The organism is Capnocytophaga sp. oral taxon 878 (assembly GCF_002999135.1).
Lineage (GTDB): Bacteria > Bacteroidota > Bacteroidia > Flavobacteriales > Flavobacteriaceae > Capnocytophaga.
Map to the genome: position 1 here is coordinate 118,393 of NZ_CP027229.1, position 16,659 is coordinate 135,051.

The window sequence follows — 16,659 nt, forward strand, 5'->3', positions numbered from 1 at the left end:
ACTGGGAATATATAACAAGAGATATTAGTCTCTTAGAAAAGAATATACAAAAACTTTTAAAAGTGAAAAAGAATATAGCTATACTAATGGGAGGCTACTCCAAAGAAGCAGAAGTCTCTCTTAAAAGTGCTGCGGTAGTAGCGAAACACCTTGGCCAAGACAAATATGTACCTTACCCAGTGCGTATTGACCGCGATAAATGGGTATATGTAGATGCTAAAGGAGATGAATACCCTGTAAATAGGAATGACTTTTCATTATTACTGAATGGAGAAAAGATTACCTTTAGTGCCGTATTTAACGCTATTCACGGGACACCAGGGGAAGATGGCTATCTACAAGCGTATTTTCAGCTTATAGGCTTGCCCCTTACAGGCTGTAGTATGTATGCTTCAGCCCTTACATTTAACAAGCGAGATATGCTATCGGTATTGAAGCCTTATGGTATTCTTTCGGCACCTTCTTATTACCTGAACAAAGGGGAAGATTATAAGACCTCTGATATAGTAGCTAAAGTAGGTATGCCTTGCTTTGTGAAGGCTAATAGATCGGGGAGCAGTATTGGAACTTTTAAAGTAAATGAAGAGAGCAAACTAGTAGAAACTATTGAAAAAGCTTTTGAAGTAGATGATGAAATACTTATAGAAAGTTTCTTGAAAGGTACTGAAGTATCGGTAGGAGTAATTGGCTATAAAGGAGAAATAAAAGTATTGCCTATTACTGAAATAGTTTCTGAAAATGAGTTCTTTGATTATGAAGCTAAATACTTAGGCAAATCAAAAGAAATTACACCGGCAAGACTTTCTTCTGAAATGACCGCTAAAATCAATGCTTTGGCTGAACGCGTATATAGGCTTTTGAAAATGGAAGGCTATAGCCGTAGTGAGTTCATTATAGTAGATGATACACCTTACTTATTGGAAATGAATACTACACCAGGCTTATCGGAAGCTAGTATATTACCCCAACAAGCAAAAGTAGCAGGTATTAGCCTAAGTGAACTATTTGAAAGTGAAATAGAAAGAGTACTTAACCGTTAATAAATTAATTCATTGAAGAGAGCTTTATTTCCTGGGTCATTTGATCCTATAACGTTGGGACATCACGATATTATTACCCGTGCTTTAGACCTTTTTGACGAGATAGTAGTAGCCATTGGAGTTAATGGAGATAAAAACTATATGTTCACTATAGAACAACGTAAAGAGTTTATTGAAAAAGCTTTTGCTGATGAACCTAAAGTAAAAGTAACTACTTACCAAGGTCTTACTGTTGATTACTGCAAAGAAATTGATGCTCAATTTATATTGAGAGGACTGCGTAATCCGGCAGATTTTGAGTTTGAGAAAGCTATTGCTCATACTAACCGAAAACTTTCAAAAATTGAGACTGTATTTTTGCTCACGGCAGCCCGTACTTCGTTTATATCATCGTCGATAGTGCGAGATGTAATTCGCAACAATGGTGATTATACAGTATTGGTGCCTGACAGTGTAAGAGTGTGATTTGAAAAATGAACTATTATGTGTGGAGATATAAATTACTTAGGCAGTAGCTATTGTAGCCTATATTCCCATTAAAAGAGCCACGCATCAAGTAATTGTAGAATAATAATATTCAAAAAAGAAATATAAACCAATGAATACCGTAACTCGTTTATTTGATATACCTTATTACCAACAATCTAAACACCCATTAGAATGTGCTTTTGTTACTAAATACAATGGCAAATGGGAGAAGACTTCGACCCAGCAGTATATCCAGCAACTGAATGTAGTAAGTAGAGGCTTATTGCGCTTGGGTATAGAAAAGAATGATAAAATAGCTGTTATTTCTAGCACTAATCGTACTGAATGGCACGTACTGGATATGGGTATCTTGCAAATAGGGGCACAAAATGTGCCTATTTATCCTACTATTAACTTAGAAGATTTTGAGTATATACTCAATCACTCTGAATGTAAATACTGTTTTGTATCGGACAAAGAGCTTTGTGATAAAATAACCTCTATTAAAGATAAGCTGCCCCTCCTTAAGACAATTTTTACTTTTGATGAAGTGCAACATGCTCATCATTGGCACGAAATACTTACTTTAGGAGCTGATGAAAGTAATCAAGCAGAGGTGGAAGCACGTAAAGAGACTATCCATAAAGATGATTTAGCTACTATTATATATACTTCGGGAACTACAAGTCGCCCAAAAGGAGTAATGTTATCTCATTGGAATATAATTTCTAATATTATTAACTGTCAAGACCGATTGCCTATTAAAGAAGGCTCCACAGCCCTTAGTTTCTTGCCGGTATGCCATGTATTTGAGCGTATGCTTACTTACTTATATCAGTATGACTGTTTGAATATTTATTTTGCAGAATCACTTGATAAAATTAGTGATAATTTTCGGGAAGTGAAACCACATATAGTTACAGTAGTACCACGATTAATAGAGAAGATTTACGATAAAATTTTTAGTAAAGGAGCTGAGCTTAAAGGGTTAAAACGCAAGCTTTTCTTCTGGGCGTTGGAATTAGGATTCCAATATGAACCTTATAAAGCTAATGGAGCTTGGTATGAGTTTAAACTTAAAATAGCACGCAAACTTATTTTTAGCAAATGGCGTGAAGCCTTAGGCGGGCGTATAGAAATGATTGTTTCGGGGAGTGCTGCCCTCTCACCTCGTTTGGCCAAAGTATTCTCAGCTGCAGGTCTTAAAATTATGGAAGGCTATGGACTTACAGAAACTGCACCTGTAATAGCTGTAAACAGAGAGTCGGGGAGATATTGGAAAATAGGTACAGTAGGGAAACCTATTATTAATATAGAAGTTAAAATAGCTGAAGATGGTGAAATACTTGTAAAAGGCGAAAATGTAATGCTTGGCTATTACAAAGATGAAGCCCAAACAGCAGATAATATAACTGATGGTTTCTTCCATACAGGGGATATAGGTGAATTAGATAGTGAAGGGTTTCTTAAAATTACAGACCGTAAGAAAGAGATTTTTAAAACATCGGGAGGTAAATATGTATCGCCTCAGCTTATAGAAAACCAACTTAAGCTTTCTCGTTTTATTGAGAATGCAATGGTAGTAGGTGAAGGAGAAAAAATGCCTGCAGCTATTATTCAGCTTAATTTTCCATTTGTAAAGGAATGGGCTCGTAGACATAAAGTAACAATAGGTAGCACTAATGAAGATATTGCTAAGAGTGAAATAGTACACAATCGTATAGCGCAAGAAGTAGCTAAAGTAAATAGTCATTTAGGTAAATGGGAACAAGTAAAACTATTTGACTTTACTCCTGATGAATGGACTATTGATGGTGGACACCTAACGCCTACTCTTAAATTAAAACGACGTATCATTAAACAAAAATATATTGATATTTATAACAAGTTCTATAACAAGTGATCGAGATAACTGATATTACTGCTTTTACCTCTCCAAAACCTACTGTACTTACCATAGGTACTTTTGATGGGGTACACTTAGGGCATCAGAAAATTATTAAAAAGGTAGTGGAAGCTGCTCATAATGAGCAACTTCTATCTACCGTTTTTACTTTTTTTCCTCATCCAAGAAAAATAGTACAACACGATGATCAATTAAAACTTATTCACACTCTTGCAGAAAAAAGACAAAGTTTTACAGACTTAGGGGTTGATTTGTTGATAATACAACCTTTTGATGAGGCTTTTGCTAATCTTACTGCTGAAGAGTTTGTTGTAATTTTAGTACAACATTTAAAAGTGAAAAAAGTAATTATAGGTTATGACCATCGTTTTGGAAAGAACCGCACTGCTAATATTGATGATATGCGGCTTTTTGGAGAAAAGTACGGCTTTGAGGTGCAAGAAATATCAGTGCAAGAAGTAGATGAAGTTTCAATAAGTTCTACCAAAATACGCGAAGCACTTAATAAAGGCGATGTAACGACAGCACAACATTATCTGGGTGCTCCTTATGTTCTAACAGGTAAGGTAGTGCATGGACTTAAGTTAGGACGCACTCTTGGTTATCCTACAGCTAACATAGAGGTAGCTGAAGATTATAAACTTATTCCTAAAGATGGTGTTTATGCTGTTTATAGTTTTATAAATGGGCAAAAAGTGTATGGTATGATGAGTATAGGACAAAATCCTACTATTAAAGGTAAAGGCGCTTCTATCGAAGTTTATTTCTTTGATTTTAAAGCAGATCTTTACGGGCAACAACTTACTATTGAGTTTATACAATACTTGCGTCCTGAACAAAAGTTTGATTCAGTTGAACTTCTTAAAAAACAATTAAATGATGACGAAACAGCAGCTCGCAAAGCAATTGCGCTATGATAAAGCCTATATGCGTATGGCTATGGAATGGGCTAAACTATCCTACTCTAAGCGCAAACAAGTAGGTGCTATTATGGTAAAAGACCGTATGATTATCTCGGATGGTTATAATGGAGCACCTACAGGATTTGATAATTGTTGTGAAGATGAGGAAGGTAATACTCATTGGTATGTGCTTCATGCAGAAGCTAATGCCATTATGAAGGTAGCTGCCTCCACACAATCTTCTGAAGGAGCTACTCTTTATATTACAATGTCTCCTTGTAAAGAATGTAGTAAGCTCATTTACCAATCAGGAGTTAAGAGAGTGGTTTATTTAGAAGGTTATCGTGATAATGAAGGATTGGCATTTCTTGAAAAAGCAGGTGTTGAGGTAGTACATCTTACAGAAGTATAATAAAAAAGAAAAAAGAGGTTGTTTTAAACAACCTCTTTTTTTATACTTTTAGTAATTTAAATCTTAAAAGTAAGCATTCAAAGTAGCAGAAAGAATACCAACACCTCCTAAGTCGAAGCCAAATCTACTTGCTTTAGTAGCGCTATTATTTACATAAGTAAGAGCTACACCATAAGTGTACTGAGCTCCTAAAGCTACTTTAGGGAAAATGAAGTACTCAACGCCAGCAAAGCCTTGTGCACCAACACCAAAACCAAATTGTTTTTCAGCAGGAATAGAAAAACCTACTAAAGCATCAGCACCATAGTAACCTTGTAGACGGGTAGTGCCTTTTCTCCACTCTTTACCATAACCAGCAGTTAGACCAAAACCAGTTGTAGAAGCGCTAGGAGCGTCACCTACTTTGCTGCTTGCGATGTTTAGGTTAAAGCTTGCGATGTAACGAGTTGCTTTGTTGTCAGTGTCAAATTTCTTACCAACAAAATTGATACTGTTGGTAGAAGAAATAACACCTTGGCTCAAGTCTAGTAAGTTTGCGTTAGCATTGAAAAGATTATTTCCGCTGTTAGTTGCACTTCCATTGAAAGCTTGTCCTAAGTAAGTTAAAGCATTTCCAACGTTAAAACCAATTGACCAATCACCTTGTTTAGGTAGGTATTGTTCTCCTTTAGAAGAAACTAAATCTTGTGCTGAAGCAGCACCAAAAGCAAAAACTGCTACTAATGATAGAATAATTTTTTTCATTTGATAAATGTTTTTTTTATTATACGCCGCAAAAGTAACCTATTTTAATGTAACTACCAAATAAATTGCGTTTTTTTTTTCGTCTAATAGGCTTTTGCAAATAATACACGTCGTTTGGAAGGTTTCCCTGAATACATACAAACTCCAGCTTCTTCCTTGCTATCCAAAGGGATACAACGTATGGTTGCTTTGGTTTCTTCTTTTATAAGGGCTTCTGTTTCGGGGGTGCCATCCCAGTGAGCAGAGAAAAATCCACCTTTGGTTTCCAATAATTCTTTGAACTCAGTATAGCTGTTTACCTCTGTAATATGGCTATTACGGTATGCTAAGGCCTTGTTATATATATTTGCTTGAATGTCTTTTAATAGCTGTTGGATATGAGCTACTATTTGATCACCTGCTATGGTTTCTTTAGTAAGAGTGTCTCGGCGGGCTACTTCAAAGGTATTGTTCTCTATATCACGTTGCCCTACAGCTAAACGTACTGGTACGCCTTTTAACTCATACTCGTGGAACTTAAATCCAGGAGACTGAGTGTCACGATCATCAAACTTGACACTAATACCTTGTTTTTTAAGTTCTTCAACTAAAGGTTGTATATGGGTGCGTACATTTTCTAGTTGTGTTTCTCCTTTGTAGATAGGTACTATTACCACTTGTATAGGCGCTAAGTTAGGAGGTAAAACTAATCCGTTATCATCACTATGGGTCATAATGAGCGCACCCATTAGGCGGGTAGATACACCCCAAGAACTTGCCCATACATATTCTTGTTTACCTTCCTTAGTAGTATATTTTACTTCAAAAGCTTTAGCAAAGTTTTGTCCTAAAAAGTGTGAAGTACCAGCTTGTAGAGCCTTGCCATCTTGCATTAGTGCTTCAATACAGAAAGTTTCATCAGCTCCTGCAAAGCGCTCGCTCTCTGTTTTTAGTCCTTTAATTACAGGTACAGCCATAAAGTTTTCAACAAAGGTAGCATATACATTCATCATTTTTTCTGACTCTTCTATAGCTTCCGCTTTGGTAGCGTGAGCAGTGTGCCCTTCTTGCCACAAGAACTCAGCAGTACGCAAAAACAAACGAGTACGCATCTCCCAGCGCACTACATTTGCCCATTGGTTAATGAGTATTGGCAAATCGCGGTATGATTGTATCCAGTTTTTATAAGTACTCCAGATAATAGCCTCTGAGGTAGGGCGTACAATTAGCTCTTCTTCTAATTTAGCTTCGGGGTCTACCATTAACTTACCCTTTTCATTAGGGTCTGTTTTAAGGCGGTAGTGAGTTACTACGGCACATTCTTTGGCAAAGCCTTCTGCATTTTGCTCTTCAGCTTCAAAGTAACTTTTGGGTACGAATAGAGGGAAATAAGCATTGGTATGACCTGTTTCCTTGAACATACGGTCTAACTCAGCCTGCATTTTTTCCCAAATAGCATAGCCGTAAGGTTTGATTACCATACAGCCGCGCACGCCTGAATTTTCGGCTAAATCAGCTTTTACTACTAATTCGTTATACCATTTGGAATAGTCTTCACTTCGCGATGTAAGATTCTTGCTCATATATTTCTTTTATTTCTATACTCTTTTATTGGTTCGTGCAGTTTTTTTTACTGCTTTAGTTGTTCTTTGTTCTTTGGTGTGATAGTAGTGCAAGCACTCATTAATGTAGAAATCACTCTGATTACGTATCAGTCCTGCTACATTATTATTAAACCATATTTCGGCTAGGCTAGCTTTTAAGTATTTGGCTACTTCATTGCTGTTTTTTCTGAAATCAATATTAATACGTCTGCTCTTTAAGAACTTAGCAAAAGCACTTATCATTTCTTTAGGCACTTTGTAGTCATTAATGAAAGCCGATTTGTGAGGGCGACTATTTAGCGCAGGGTGCTTATCTAAATACTCAAACAAAAAGAAGTTAGTAAGACCTGAGGTAAGGACTTCATTTACCAAGTAAGTTTCGGGCTTCATATCTGCAGGTATATACACATCAGGATAAATACCCCCGCCGCCATATACTATTTTTCCTTTAGGGGTCATAAATTTAAGCGAGTCGGGTACAGTAGCGTTATCTATCTGGAAACTTCTCCGTCCTAAGCTATAAGGTTTTTGTATAGAACGCCCAGTAGGAGTGTAGTAACGTGCTGTAGTAAGCCTTACAGCTGAGCCATCGGGCAAGGGCATTTCACTTTGTACTAATCCTTTACCAAAAGTACGTCTGCCTACTATCACGCCGCGGTCGTTATCTTGCAAAGCACCTGCTACAATTTCACTAGCTGAGGCAGTGTTTTCATTGACCAAAATGAAAACAGGTTTGTCTTCAAAAAGTCCACCATCAGTAGAGTAGGTTTCTTCTATCTCCTTACGATTGTTTTTAGTAAATACAATCATTTTGTTTTTGGGAAGGAACTCATCGGCTATTTGTATGCCTACATTTAGGAAGCCTCCAACATTGTTACGCAAATCAAGTACTAAGCTGTTAATACCTTCCTTTTCAAGTGCTTTTAGGGTACTTGTAAACTCACTTACTGTAGTTTCGGCAAAGCGGTTCAAGCGAATATACCCCAAAGTGTCATTCACTTTGTAAAAGCAATCAATACTCTTGATAGGGATGAATTTCCTTTCAATAGGTACTTTAAAAATGCTATCAGTGCGTTTGCGGTAAATAGTCAAATCGACACGTGATTCCATTTCGCCTTTTAGGATATTCTTTATTTTATCAGTGCTTAAACGTTTTTTGTAAAGGGTATCATTATCAGCCATTAAAATACGATCGCCAAAACGTATGCCTTTACGCATAGCATCACTACCCTCAATAGGGCGAATTACGGCTATTGTATCTTTATATATATAGAAACTGATACCTACCCCTACAAACTTGCCGCTCATTGTTTCGGCTACTTCTTGTATGTCGGACCTAGCTATGTAGGTGGAATGTGGGTCTAACTTGCGCAGTATGCTGTTGATAGTTAAATCAACAATACTGTCGGTATTTACATTGTCCACATAATCTTCTTCTATATAGTCAATTAGTCTGCCGAGTTTTACTTTATAAGGGTTCTCGGGTATAGTATCATTACTTACTATAGGCAATGGTACTGGAGGCGGAGGCTTTGGGATATAGAAATTAGCCAATAGCCTTCCTAATATGACTCCAAAAGCTAATGCTAAACCGATAAAAGTGGGAAGTATGTAGTACTTGTTTTTCATTTATTGTTTTATTTGCGAAAAGCACTTACTCCGCTTCGCAGCCAAGTGCTAAACTTATCTACAGCAGGTGTATAGCCTACTGGGTCTACTAAGTTTTGCTCGTCGTGCCCCATTAGCACGTATAGGGGTTGTGAGTTGGATTGGTAACGCAAGGCTTGGAACTCACTCCATTTTTGTCCTACTGTTTTTATCATTTTTCCTTCTCGTATTTTGGAAGGTTTTACTTCGTTTTCGGGTAGTTCATTCTTATCGTCCACTAATAGAGAGATGAGTACTACTTCATTTTTTAAGATGTTCAGTACTTCGGGTTTGCCCCATACATTATCTTCCATCTTGCGGCAGTTCACACATGACCTACCAGTAAAGTCTAATAACACAGGTTTGCCTACCTGCTTGGCGTACTCCAATCCTTGTTGGTAATCATCAAAGGTTACAATGTCATAGGGTTGGAATAAGTGAGCGCCTTGTGGCAATTCGGTAAAGGGGGTAGCGGTAGCGGCAGTATTGCCTTTGTGCCCCACACCATAAGGAGATTCACTGTAATGTTGTGGAGGAGGGAACCCGCTGATGATACTTAAAGGGGCACCCCATAAACCAGGGATGAGATAAACAGTAAAAGATAAGCTTACTAAACCGAGCAATAGTCTGCCTACTGAAATACGGTCGGTAGCATCGTCGTGAGGTAGGCGTATTTTGCCAAAAAGGTAGAGAGATAAAGCTCCAAAAACGGCAATCCATATAGCGATGAACACCTCACGCTCTAACCAATGTAAATCCCAAACCAAATCGGCTATGGAGAGAAATTTGAATGCTAAAGCCAATTCTAAAAATCCTAATACTACTTTCACAGTATTCATCCAACCGCCTGATTTTGGCAAGGAGTGTAACCAACCTGGGAAAGCAGCGAACAAGGCAAAAGGTAAAGCTATTGCCAATGAGAAGCCTAACATACCCATAATAGGAGCTATCCCCCCTTGTGAGGCAGCTTGTACTAATAAAGAACCTACTATAGGCCCTGTACAGGAGAATGATACGATGGCTAAAGCTAAAGCCATAAAGAAGATGCCGATGAAGCCACTGCGATCGGCTTGGGCATCAATTTTAGTACTCCACGAGCTAGGCAAGGTAATTTCAAATGCTCCTAAAAATGAGATAGCAAAAACTACTAAAATAAGGAAGAATATGAAGTTGAACCAAAAATTACTTGCCATAGCATTTAAGGCATCTGAACCAAAAACGGCTGTAATTACTGACCCTAACAATACATAAATTACAATGATAGATATACCATAACTTACAGCATTCTTAATACCAGCAGCTTTTGATTTACTCTGCTTGGTAAAGTAGCTCACCGTCATTGGTATCATAGGGAATACGCAAGGAGTAAGCAGAGCTGCAAAACCAGAAAGGAATGACAAGAAAAATATGCTCCAAATACCTTGGTTATGAATAGGGGTAGTGCTAGGAGCTTTGGTAGTTGTACTTGCGCTAACTGTAGTGGCTGTAGTAGCAGTAGCTACACTATTATTGCCCGCCCCAAAAGTAAACTGAGGGGTAACTCCTGTAGAACTAGTGTTGCCAATTAAAAACTCCAGATCGGCAGTATCGGGGGGGAGGCAGTTACTGTCATTACAGCACATAAACTCTACCGTAGCCTTTACAGTCTGTATAGGATTAAGTACTTTTATGCGTTGCTTAAATGTTGCTTTGTTGTAAAAATAAGCTATTTCCATAGCAAATACCTTATCCTGTTTTACTATGGGTTGTGATTCTTCTGTTTTTCCTATCAGTTCAAAATCGGCTGATTTGGCATACTCAAAAGTAGTAGGAACAGGCCCATTGGGCGGGATATTCTGCCCATATAACTTCCACCCAGCCTCAATAGTAGCTGTGGTGATAAGGGTATACTCTTGGTCGTTAATTTTTTCAACCGCTGTAGTCCATTTTACAGGGTTGTGTATTTGGGCGCTGGCTATTGCAGCCAAAAATACTAATGCCAGTGTAAGTATTTTTTTCATATATATCTGTTATTTTTTATAGTGATGTGTCTGTTTTAGGGCGCAAAAGTACAAATTAATTATCAATAATCAATTAACAACTAATAATAAATTAGGTTGGGTGTACGAAAGGTACTTTCTGTGCTTAAAGGCATAAAAATTATCTTTATACTTGCCTTATACAAAGCTTTCATAACGAACACAATAAGTAAGATTATGTGCTTAACTATGTTAATGACTGAATGAAGGATAGCTGGGGACTAATACCTGCCTACTACCTCATTAGAAATCTCTTAAGTCTTCAAATATATCTTCTATTTCGTTTACTGATAAGGGAGTAAGCTCTGCTAAGATTTTGAAAGCCTCCCAAATTTCCTCTCTTTCCAAAGTGTCGATATGATGTTTCTTATCAATCTCATTGAAAATGGCTATGAAATTTTGCAATGTAGTTACAGCTTCGTCCTTATTCTTATTACCTGATAGTTTTTTGTAAGCATCAGTATATGCCTTCATAGTTTTTTTGGCTACCGAAGGTTTAGTCCCCTCTCTGCCATCCCAATTTCTTAAAGGATTATCTAAGTTGGCTTTTATCCATTCATCAGTACGGGCTTGCTTAATATCCAGCTCATCAATGCCTTTAAACTCTTTTTTAACCTTATCGGCTACTACTTTGGGTACAGACCATAAGCTTATAGATCTCAAATTAGGCATTTCGGTTTTCTTTACAAAGCTATCAAAATCATAAAGATCGGACAGCCAAACTGACTCCAAGTGCTGTAACTTAGCCAAAGCCTCTATATTTCTTAAAGAAGCATTCTGTCCGTTAATCTTTAGGAATTCTAAGTTAGGGAATGTGTTGGCTATTTCGGCTATATCTACACTATAATTTTTATCAGAAAATATACTGAGTGATCTAACTTCTCGAAGTCCTTTGAACTTTAGATACCCACTATTAAAATTTGATAAGCCAAGGTGCAAAAGTTCTCCCTCAAAAGGACATACAATTTCTTTGATTGTTGAAAAATCACCAAGTGTATAAAGCGTTTGTATATAGCGGTTTAGCACTATTTTTTCTATATGACTATCTCGTATGACTATCTCGTCTATGCCACTTGCTGAAATATCAACAATTGCCTCATCGACTTCTTCAAGTTCTAACTTACTTACTTGTTGGTTTTCTTTTAGGAAAGACTGTAATTGAGCATCAAAAATACAACTTTTAACCTCATAGGCAAGAGGCTTTTCTTGTAATAAGGAAGTGTAAAAATCCTTATTCTCACTACGAGTAATCTTTATAGTTTTGTCTCGAGGGCTCTGTTCTTTAAAGCTCTTTTTAAAAGCATCAGGCAATTGATTCCATTGGTATTGCAAAGAAAATTGCTCTATACCAAAGGTACTTAAATGCTCATTAGTAGGGGTGTCAATAGGTGTACTATTGCCTATAAAAATAGGATTGAAAGCCCATAACTCACCTGTGTAGAGGTAAAAATTTGTTGTATTCCAATAGTGGTGGTCTAAAACAAAAGGTTTAGCCCTTTTTAAAGCATCAAGTGTGGGAACTTCTTTGCTGAAAATATCTAAAAGAACAGCAATGGTTCCTCTGCTATCATCTTTTACAACTATTTGTGCTGACACATAAAAATCCCATCTCTTTAAGTAGAGGGAATATATATCACCTATTTCTGGTTTCTTTGTATTTTCCATATCAATGTATTAAAGGGAAAGCCTTGCCATATAGAACCCATCATATCCTGATTGGTGTGCTAATATAATCTCTTCAGCCTCTAACTTAAAATCTTTGCCAGCCTCTGAAGCTAAAAAGGCAGCTACTTGTTTTTGGTTTTCACTTGGCAATATTGAGCAAGTAGCATATACGAGCTTACCACCTTTTTTAAGGAGCTTACTGTACTGTTGTAATATTTCTTGCTGGGTAGCGTGTATCTCATCGAGAAACTCGGGGCGCAATTTCCACTTGGCATCGGGGTTGCGGCGTAGTACCCCTAACCCGCTACAAGGGGCATCGATAAGTACCCTATCGGCAGTGCCTTGCATACGCTTGAGTTGCTTAGGATCTATCAGTTTGGTTTCGACATTGTAGATGTTATTGCGACGGGCACGGCGCTTGAGTTCTTGTAGTTTTTGCTCATAAATGTCCATCGCTATAATCTGCCCTTTGTTTTGCATCAGAGTAGCTAAGTGTAGGGTTTTGCCTCCTGCCCCTGCACAAGTATCGATAACACGTTTCACACTGCTATCAATGAGCATAAAGGGGGCTACTTTTTGAGAAGAAGCGTCTTGCACCTCGAACAAGCCATCATTAAAGGCTTGAGTTTTGAATACGTTACCACGTTCGGCCAGCTGTAAGGCATCGGGGTAGTTATGTAGAGGGAAGCTATCATACCCCTCTTGTTTTAGGAATATTTGTAGACGCTCTTTGTTTGTTTTTAGGGTATTAACGCGCAATACCACAGGGGCTAACTGGTTAAGGGCGTGTAATTCATTAGTCCATAAGGTTTCGCCCAGCTCGGCAGCACCTAAATCATCTAACCAATCGGGTACGGACTCGCGCAGTTTTCTTGTTTTGGAGAGTTCGTCAAAGCGCCCCTTAATACGCCTTAGGGGAGTATCTTCAAAATAGTTACCCCAATCGGGCAAGGAGATACCTTTAAGGGTAGCCCATACGGCAAATAGGCGGCGCAGTTTGTGTACATTATAGGGGGAATGAACTTCGGCTATTTCGGCATAAAGGCGTTTCCAGCGGACTATGTCATACATAGTTTCGGCAATAAAGGCTCTGTCGCGGGCGCCCCAACGCTTGTCTTTTTTGAGTTGTTTTTCAACAACTTTATCGGCGTACTGGCCATCGTTAAAGATGAAGGAAAGCCCCTCGATGAGGGCATCGACTAAGTTTCTGTGTAATTTCATTCAATTAAAGCCGTAGCACGGCAGGCGTTTTATTATACCAAAAATGAGACGGCGCATTTTTCATCGCCGTCTCTTCTTATTTATTATCTGTTATTTGCTTAAAACAATTGAGCTGTGAAGGTAAGCAAGAAGTTACCATACTTAGAATTGATTTTTGCGTTATCGGTAAGGACTGTTTCGTACATTTGGAATAGGTTGGTTTGTTTAGCTATATCATAAGAGAGGTCTAAACGTATGCCACCTAAACTAACCCCGCCACCAAAAGAGTAGCCATTCAAATCGCCTACGGTAGCGATGGCTTTGCGGTATGGGCTTTGCTCATAACGATATCCGGCACGAAGGCTTACAAAGTTTTTAGAAGAAGGTTCTTCTTTTAATAATTTGAATGGGATACGATATTCGGCACCTAAGCGTAGGGTAGAGGTATCGCCTAACTCATTTTGGATAATGTTGTTTTCAGCTTGCATATTAGCGCTTCGGAACTTTAAATTGTCATAAGCCCTATATGTATAATCGGCACTAAGTATAGCTCTTTTTTTAATGATGTATGCTGCACTGGCTGTCCAAGCACTTGGAGTACGGAACTTATATTCACGTTCGTACCAAATAGGGTCGTTGTATCGGTTAACGAGTTCTATATCACTATTGTACTCTTTGCCAGAGGCTACTACTGTGCCATAAAGTACTTGGCGAGATTCTTCTTTAAGACTGTACCAAGTGGGTGATTGATAACTTACCCCTACGCGGAAATCGTCATTTACTTTGATAATACTACCGAGTTGTAAAGAAAATCCTTCGCCTGTGGTGTTGATGTACTGCTTATGATTGGCATAAGTTAGGAAAGGGTTGGTGCCTTGGAAGTTATCGTCTTTGACGCTATACAAGGCTTTTTCATTGATATTATGCCCGTTTAGGTTTAAGCCAAGGTAAATATAATCACCTAACTGAGAGGAGATGTTAAAGTTGTACTTATTTACATAGCCAGTACGATCGACCCTGTAAGTTTCTAAACGCTCCAAGTTATTACCACTTACATCATAACTGGTGTTATTGGGGGTGGTATTTGAAGGGGTGATAAGGTTTGCCATCATACCCAAGTATGCCATTTGAGCGGCATAACCATTTGTACGTCCTAATCTGGCATAGTATTCACCTATTTCCTGTTGTTGATACTCGGGCTTATAATTATATCCAGTGGCAAAAGTATCAAAGGAGAAAGGATTACCTGCATTGCCTTGAGTGGCATAGTAGGAGAAGTAGTTATCCAAGCCTTTGTTAGTAAAAGCGGAATAGCTAAACTTATCGTTATCCAATGTTTTGCTTAAAAGGTAATTAAAGCCTAAGCTAATTTTTTTGACAGTAGGAGAGACATCGGTGATAGGAATTACGAAGCCAAAGTGATTTACATTAAAATCATTATTGGTGATGGTGTTATTTCTATCAAAGAAAGTGATATCTCTTTTTTGGCGATTGCTATTGAGAGAGACTGATATTTCGGAAGTGTTAAATACGGCACTTCCTGCTGGGTTGATGTTAAAGGCAGACAAATCGCCTCCTAATGCTCCGAAGGCACCGCTCATTCCTTTAAAGCGAGCTGTACCGGTGAGTTCTTCGGTGCTGTAGCGCATTGCATCGTTATAGTTTTGAGCTTGTATGCTTGCGCTTACTAACAAAGTACTCCAAAATAAAATATATTTGACTTTTCTCATATTATTCGGTGTTTAATCACGGTTAGAACTTTTGTAACCCCCTCCTCCGTTGGAAGAGCCGCTATTACTGCTGCCGCTACTGTAATTTCCGCCTGAGTTACCATAGTTTGAGCTTCGGCCTGAGTCGGAATGTGAATTGCTTGATTCATATTGACGTCTTAGCTCATAGCCAGAAGGCTGTTGCTGTCTTGAATAGTTGTTGTTATTGTAATTATTGTTGTTATAGCCTGAGCGGTTATAGTTGCCCCTGTTGTAATCATTATATCGGTTAGGGTCGCCACGGCGGTTATCGTCTCTGATGATAGCGCGGCCGCGAGAGCCACCATACTCGGAGCTATAAGAGCGCCCAGGTTCATAATAATAATCTCTTACCCGAGGGCGGTAATAGTAGTAATCGTCGTAATAGTAATATCCTCGGTAGGGGTAATAGCCATAGCCGTAATAGTATGGGCTATAGTAGTATGGGTTATAGCCATAGTATGGATTATAGCCATAGTATGGGTTATAGCCATAAGGGCGATAGTAGTAATTATCCCAATAAGGGTCGTAATAACTGTTGTAATAGTTAGCCCAGCCCCAGCCTAATTGGATACTAAAGTGAGAGCGATTACGGTAATAGAAAGGGTCGTCATAATATCCCCAGCCGTAGTAGGGGGAAGCCCAAGGACTTCTGTTGTACACATTGACATTGACTTGCCCTTGGTTGGAGCCCCAACTGCCATAGGAAGGGGTGTTACCACCTGTATAGGCTTGAGAGCGATAGCTATTCACATCGGTGAAATGTGAGAAGGTAGTATCGGGTTTTTGCTTGTACTGTTCTGCTTTTTCGCTAAAATAGTCCTTATACTTGTTGGGGGTAGAGGAGTAGAAATTCTCGACATAATAGCGGTCGGCTACGGGGTTTTCGACAATCTCGAGATACGCAGGGCGTTCGGGGATAGGGTCGCCGTAGATGCCGTCGGAGTAATAATAATAGCCTCCGCAAGACACTAATGCTAATGGCAGTGCTGCCAAAAAGGCAGCTCGCATCATTATTTTGCTGATAGTTAAAAGTTTTTTCATAGTAATAATTTTTTAGGTGTTAGTTGTTGGGTGTGAGGTATCGGGGTGAGATATATGCCCTGATAGCTATTGTGCACACAACGTTCGTATTGTTTTTGGGGTGTTAGGTTTTGGGTTTCAGGTTTTGGGGTGAGATGCGCCACTGAGTACCTGCCTGCTAATACCTTATAAAATAAAGCACAATTATTGTGCCAAAGTTTAGGTAGGCAGGGGCTAAGGCTTAAGGGCTAAGAGGGAGAGGCGAAAGAGAAAAAAGCAATGTTATGGGAAAATTGTTGCGGA

General features: G+C 38.6%; 13 protein-coding genes. 5 read left to right on the forward strand and 8 right to left on the reverse strand.

The window, feature by feature from the left end; all coding sequences use genetic code 11:
* Nucleotides 1–62: 62 nt before the first annotated feature.
* The 5 genes from C4H12_RS00580 to C4H12_RS00600 all read left to right on the forward strand — a co-directional run bounded on the left by C4H12_RS00580 (nt 63) and on the right by C4H12_RS00600 (nt 4,728).
* Complete coding sequence (locus C4H12_RS00580) at nt 63–1,040, forward strand: D-alanine--D-alanine ligase (RefSeq protein ID WP_106097183.1); 978 nt, start codon at nt 63–65, stop codon at nt 1,038–1,040.
* Nucleotides 1,041–1,052: 12 nt separating this feature from the next.
* Nucleotides 1,053–1,505 carry a pantetheine-phosphate adenylyltransferase gene (coaD, locus tag C4H12_RS00585; protein WP_106097184.1) on the forward strand — a complete coding sequence of 151 codons (453 nt, stop codon included), beginning with the start codon at nt 1,053–1,055 and terminating at the stop codon, nt 1,503–1,505.
* A gap of 133 nt (nt 1,506–1,638) precedes the next feature.
* Entirely contained in the window at nt 1,639–3,411 is a 1,773-nt protein-coding gene (locus C4H12_RS00590; protein WP_106097185.1) for a long-chain fatty acid--CoA ligase, read from the forward strand.
* Entirely contained in the window at nt 3,408–4,331 is a 924-nt protein-coding gene (locus tag C4H12_RS00595) for a bifunctional riboflavin kinase/FAD synthetase (RefSeq protein ID WP_106097186.1), read from the forward strand. The genes C4H12_RS00590 and C4H12_RS00595 overlap by 4 nt, the downstream gene beginning before the upstream one ends.
* Nucleotides 4,294–4,728 carry a dCMP deaminase family protein gene (locus C4H12_RS00600; RefSeq protein ID WP_106097187.1) on the forward strand — a complete coding sequence of 145 codons (435 nt, stop codon included), beginning with the start codon at nt 4,294–4,296 and terminating at the stop codon, nt 4,726–4,728. The genes C4H12_RS00595 and C4H12_RS00600 overlap by 38 nt, the downstream gene beginning before the upstream one ends.
* Nucleotides 4,729–4,791: 63 nt before the next feature.
* Here the strand turns inward: C4H12_RS00600 and C4H12_RS00605 are convergent, their stop codons facing one another.
* The 8 genes from C4H12_RS00605 to C4H12_RS00640 all read right to left on the reverse strand — a co-directional run bounded on the left by C4H12_RS00605 (nt 4,792) and on the right by C4H12_RS00640 (nt 16,377).
* Nucleotides 4,792–5,472 carry a hypothetical protein gene (locus C4H12_RS00605; RefSeq protein WP_106097188.1) on the reverse strand — a complete coding sequence of 227 codons (681 nt, stop codon included), beginning with the start codon at nt 5,470–5,472 and terminating at the stop codon, nt 4,792–4,794.
* Nucleotides 5,473–5,555: 83 nt separating this feature from the next.
* Nucleotides 5,556–7,034 carry a proline--tRNA ligase gene (proS, locus tag C4H12_RS00610; protein ID WP_106097189.1) on the reverse strand — a complete coding sequence of 493 codons (1,479 nt, stop codon included), beginning with the start codon at nt 7,032–7,034 and terminating at the stop codon, nt 5,556–5,558.
* A 15-nt stretch (nt 7,035–7,049) separates the two neighbouring features.
* Nucleotides 7,050–8,684 carry a S41 family peptidase gene (locus tag C4H12_RS00615; protein ID WP_106097190.1) on the reverse strand — a complete coding sequence of 545 codons (1,635 nt, stop codon included), beginning with the start codon at nt 8,682–8,684 and terminating at the stop codon, nt 7,050–7,052.
* A gap of 8 nt (nt 8,685–8,692) precedes the next feature.
* Entirely contained in the window at nt 8,693–10,702 is a 2,010-nt protein-coding gene (locus C4H12_RS00620; RefSeq protein WP_106097191.1) for a cytochrome c biogenesis protein CcdA, read from the reverse strand.
* 261 nt (nt 10,703–10,963) lie between these two features.
* Complete coding sequence (locus tag C4H12_RS00625; RefSeq protein ID WP_106097192.1) at nt 10,964–12,385, reverse strand: hypothetical protein; 1,422 nt, start codon at nt 12,383–12,385, stop codon at nt 10,964–10,966.
* A 9-nt stretch (nt 12,386–12,394) separates the two neighbouring features.
* On the reverse strand, nt 12,395–13,606 hold the full coding sequence (locus tag C4H12_RS00630; protein ID WP_106097193.1) for an RsmB/NOP family class I SAM-dependent RNA methyltransferase: 1,212 nt from the start codon (nt 13,604–13,606) through the stop codon (nt 12,395–12,397).
* A 98-nt stretch (nt 13,607–13,704) separates the two neighbouring features.
* Entirely contained in the window at nt 13,705–15,315 is a 1,611-nt protein-coding gene (locus C4H12_RS00635; protein ID WP_106097194.1) for an OmpP1/FadL family transporter, read from the reverse strand.
* Nucleotides 15,316–15,327: 12 nt separating this feature from the next.
* Entirely contained in the window at nt 15,328–16,377 is a 1,050-nt protein-coding gene (locus C4H12_RS00640) for a hypothetical protein (protein WP_106097195.1), read from the reverse strand.
* Nucleotides 16,378–16,659: the final 282 nt, after the last annotated feature.

Excerpts from the sequence above, each read along its gene's own strand:
- proS (WP_106097189.1), bottom strand. The coding sequence starts at position 7,034 with ATGAGCAAGAATCTTACATCGCGAAGTGAAGACTATTCCAAATGGTAT.
- C4H12_RS00590 (WP_106097185.1), top strand. The coding sequence starts at position 1,639 with ATGAATACCGTAACTCGTTTATTTGATATACCTTATTACCAACAATCT.
- C4H12_RS00640 (WP_106097195.1), bottom strand. The coding sequence starts at position 16,377 with ATGAAAAAACTTTTAACTATCAGCAAAATAATGATGCGAGCTGCCTTT.
- C4H12_RS00630 (WP_106097193.1), bottom strand. The coding sequence starts at position 13,606 with ATGAAATTACACAGAAACTTAGTCGATGCCCTCATCGAGGGGCTTTCC.
- C4H12_RS00600 (WP_106097187.1), top strand. The coding sequence starts at position 4,294 with ATGACGAAACAGCAGCTCGCAAAGCAATTGCGCTATGATAAAGCCTAT.
- C4H12_RS00635 (WP_106097194.1), bottom strand. The coding sequence starts at position 15,315 with ATGAGAAAAGTCAAATATATTTTATTTTGGAGTACTTTGTTAGTAAGC.
- C4H12_RS00615 (WP_106097190.1), bottom strand. The coding sequence starts at position 8,684 with ATGAAAAACAAGTACTACATACTTCCCACTTTTATCGGTTTAGCATTA.
- C4H12_RS00625 (WP_106097192.1), bottom strand. The coding sequence starts at position 12,385 with ATGGAAAATACAAAGAAACCAGAAATAGGTGATATATATTCCCTCTAC.
- C4H12_RS00605 (WP_106097188.1), bottom strand. The coding sequence starts at position 5,472 with ATGAAAAAAATTATTCTATCATTAGTAGCAGTTTTTGCTTTTGGTGCT.
- C4H12_RS00620 (WP_106097191.1), bottom strand. The coding sequence starts at position 10,702 with ATGAAAAAAATACTTACACTGGCATTAGTATTTTTGGCTGCAATAGCC.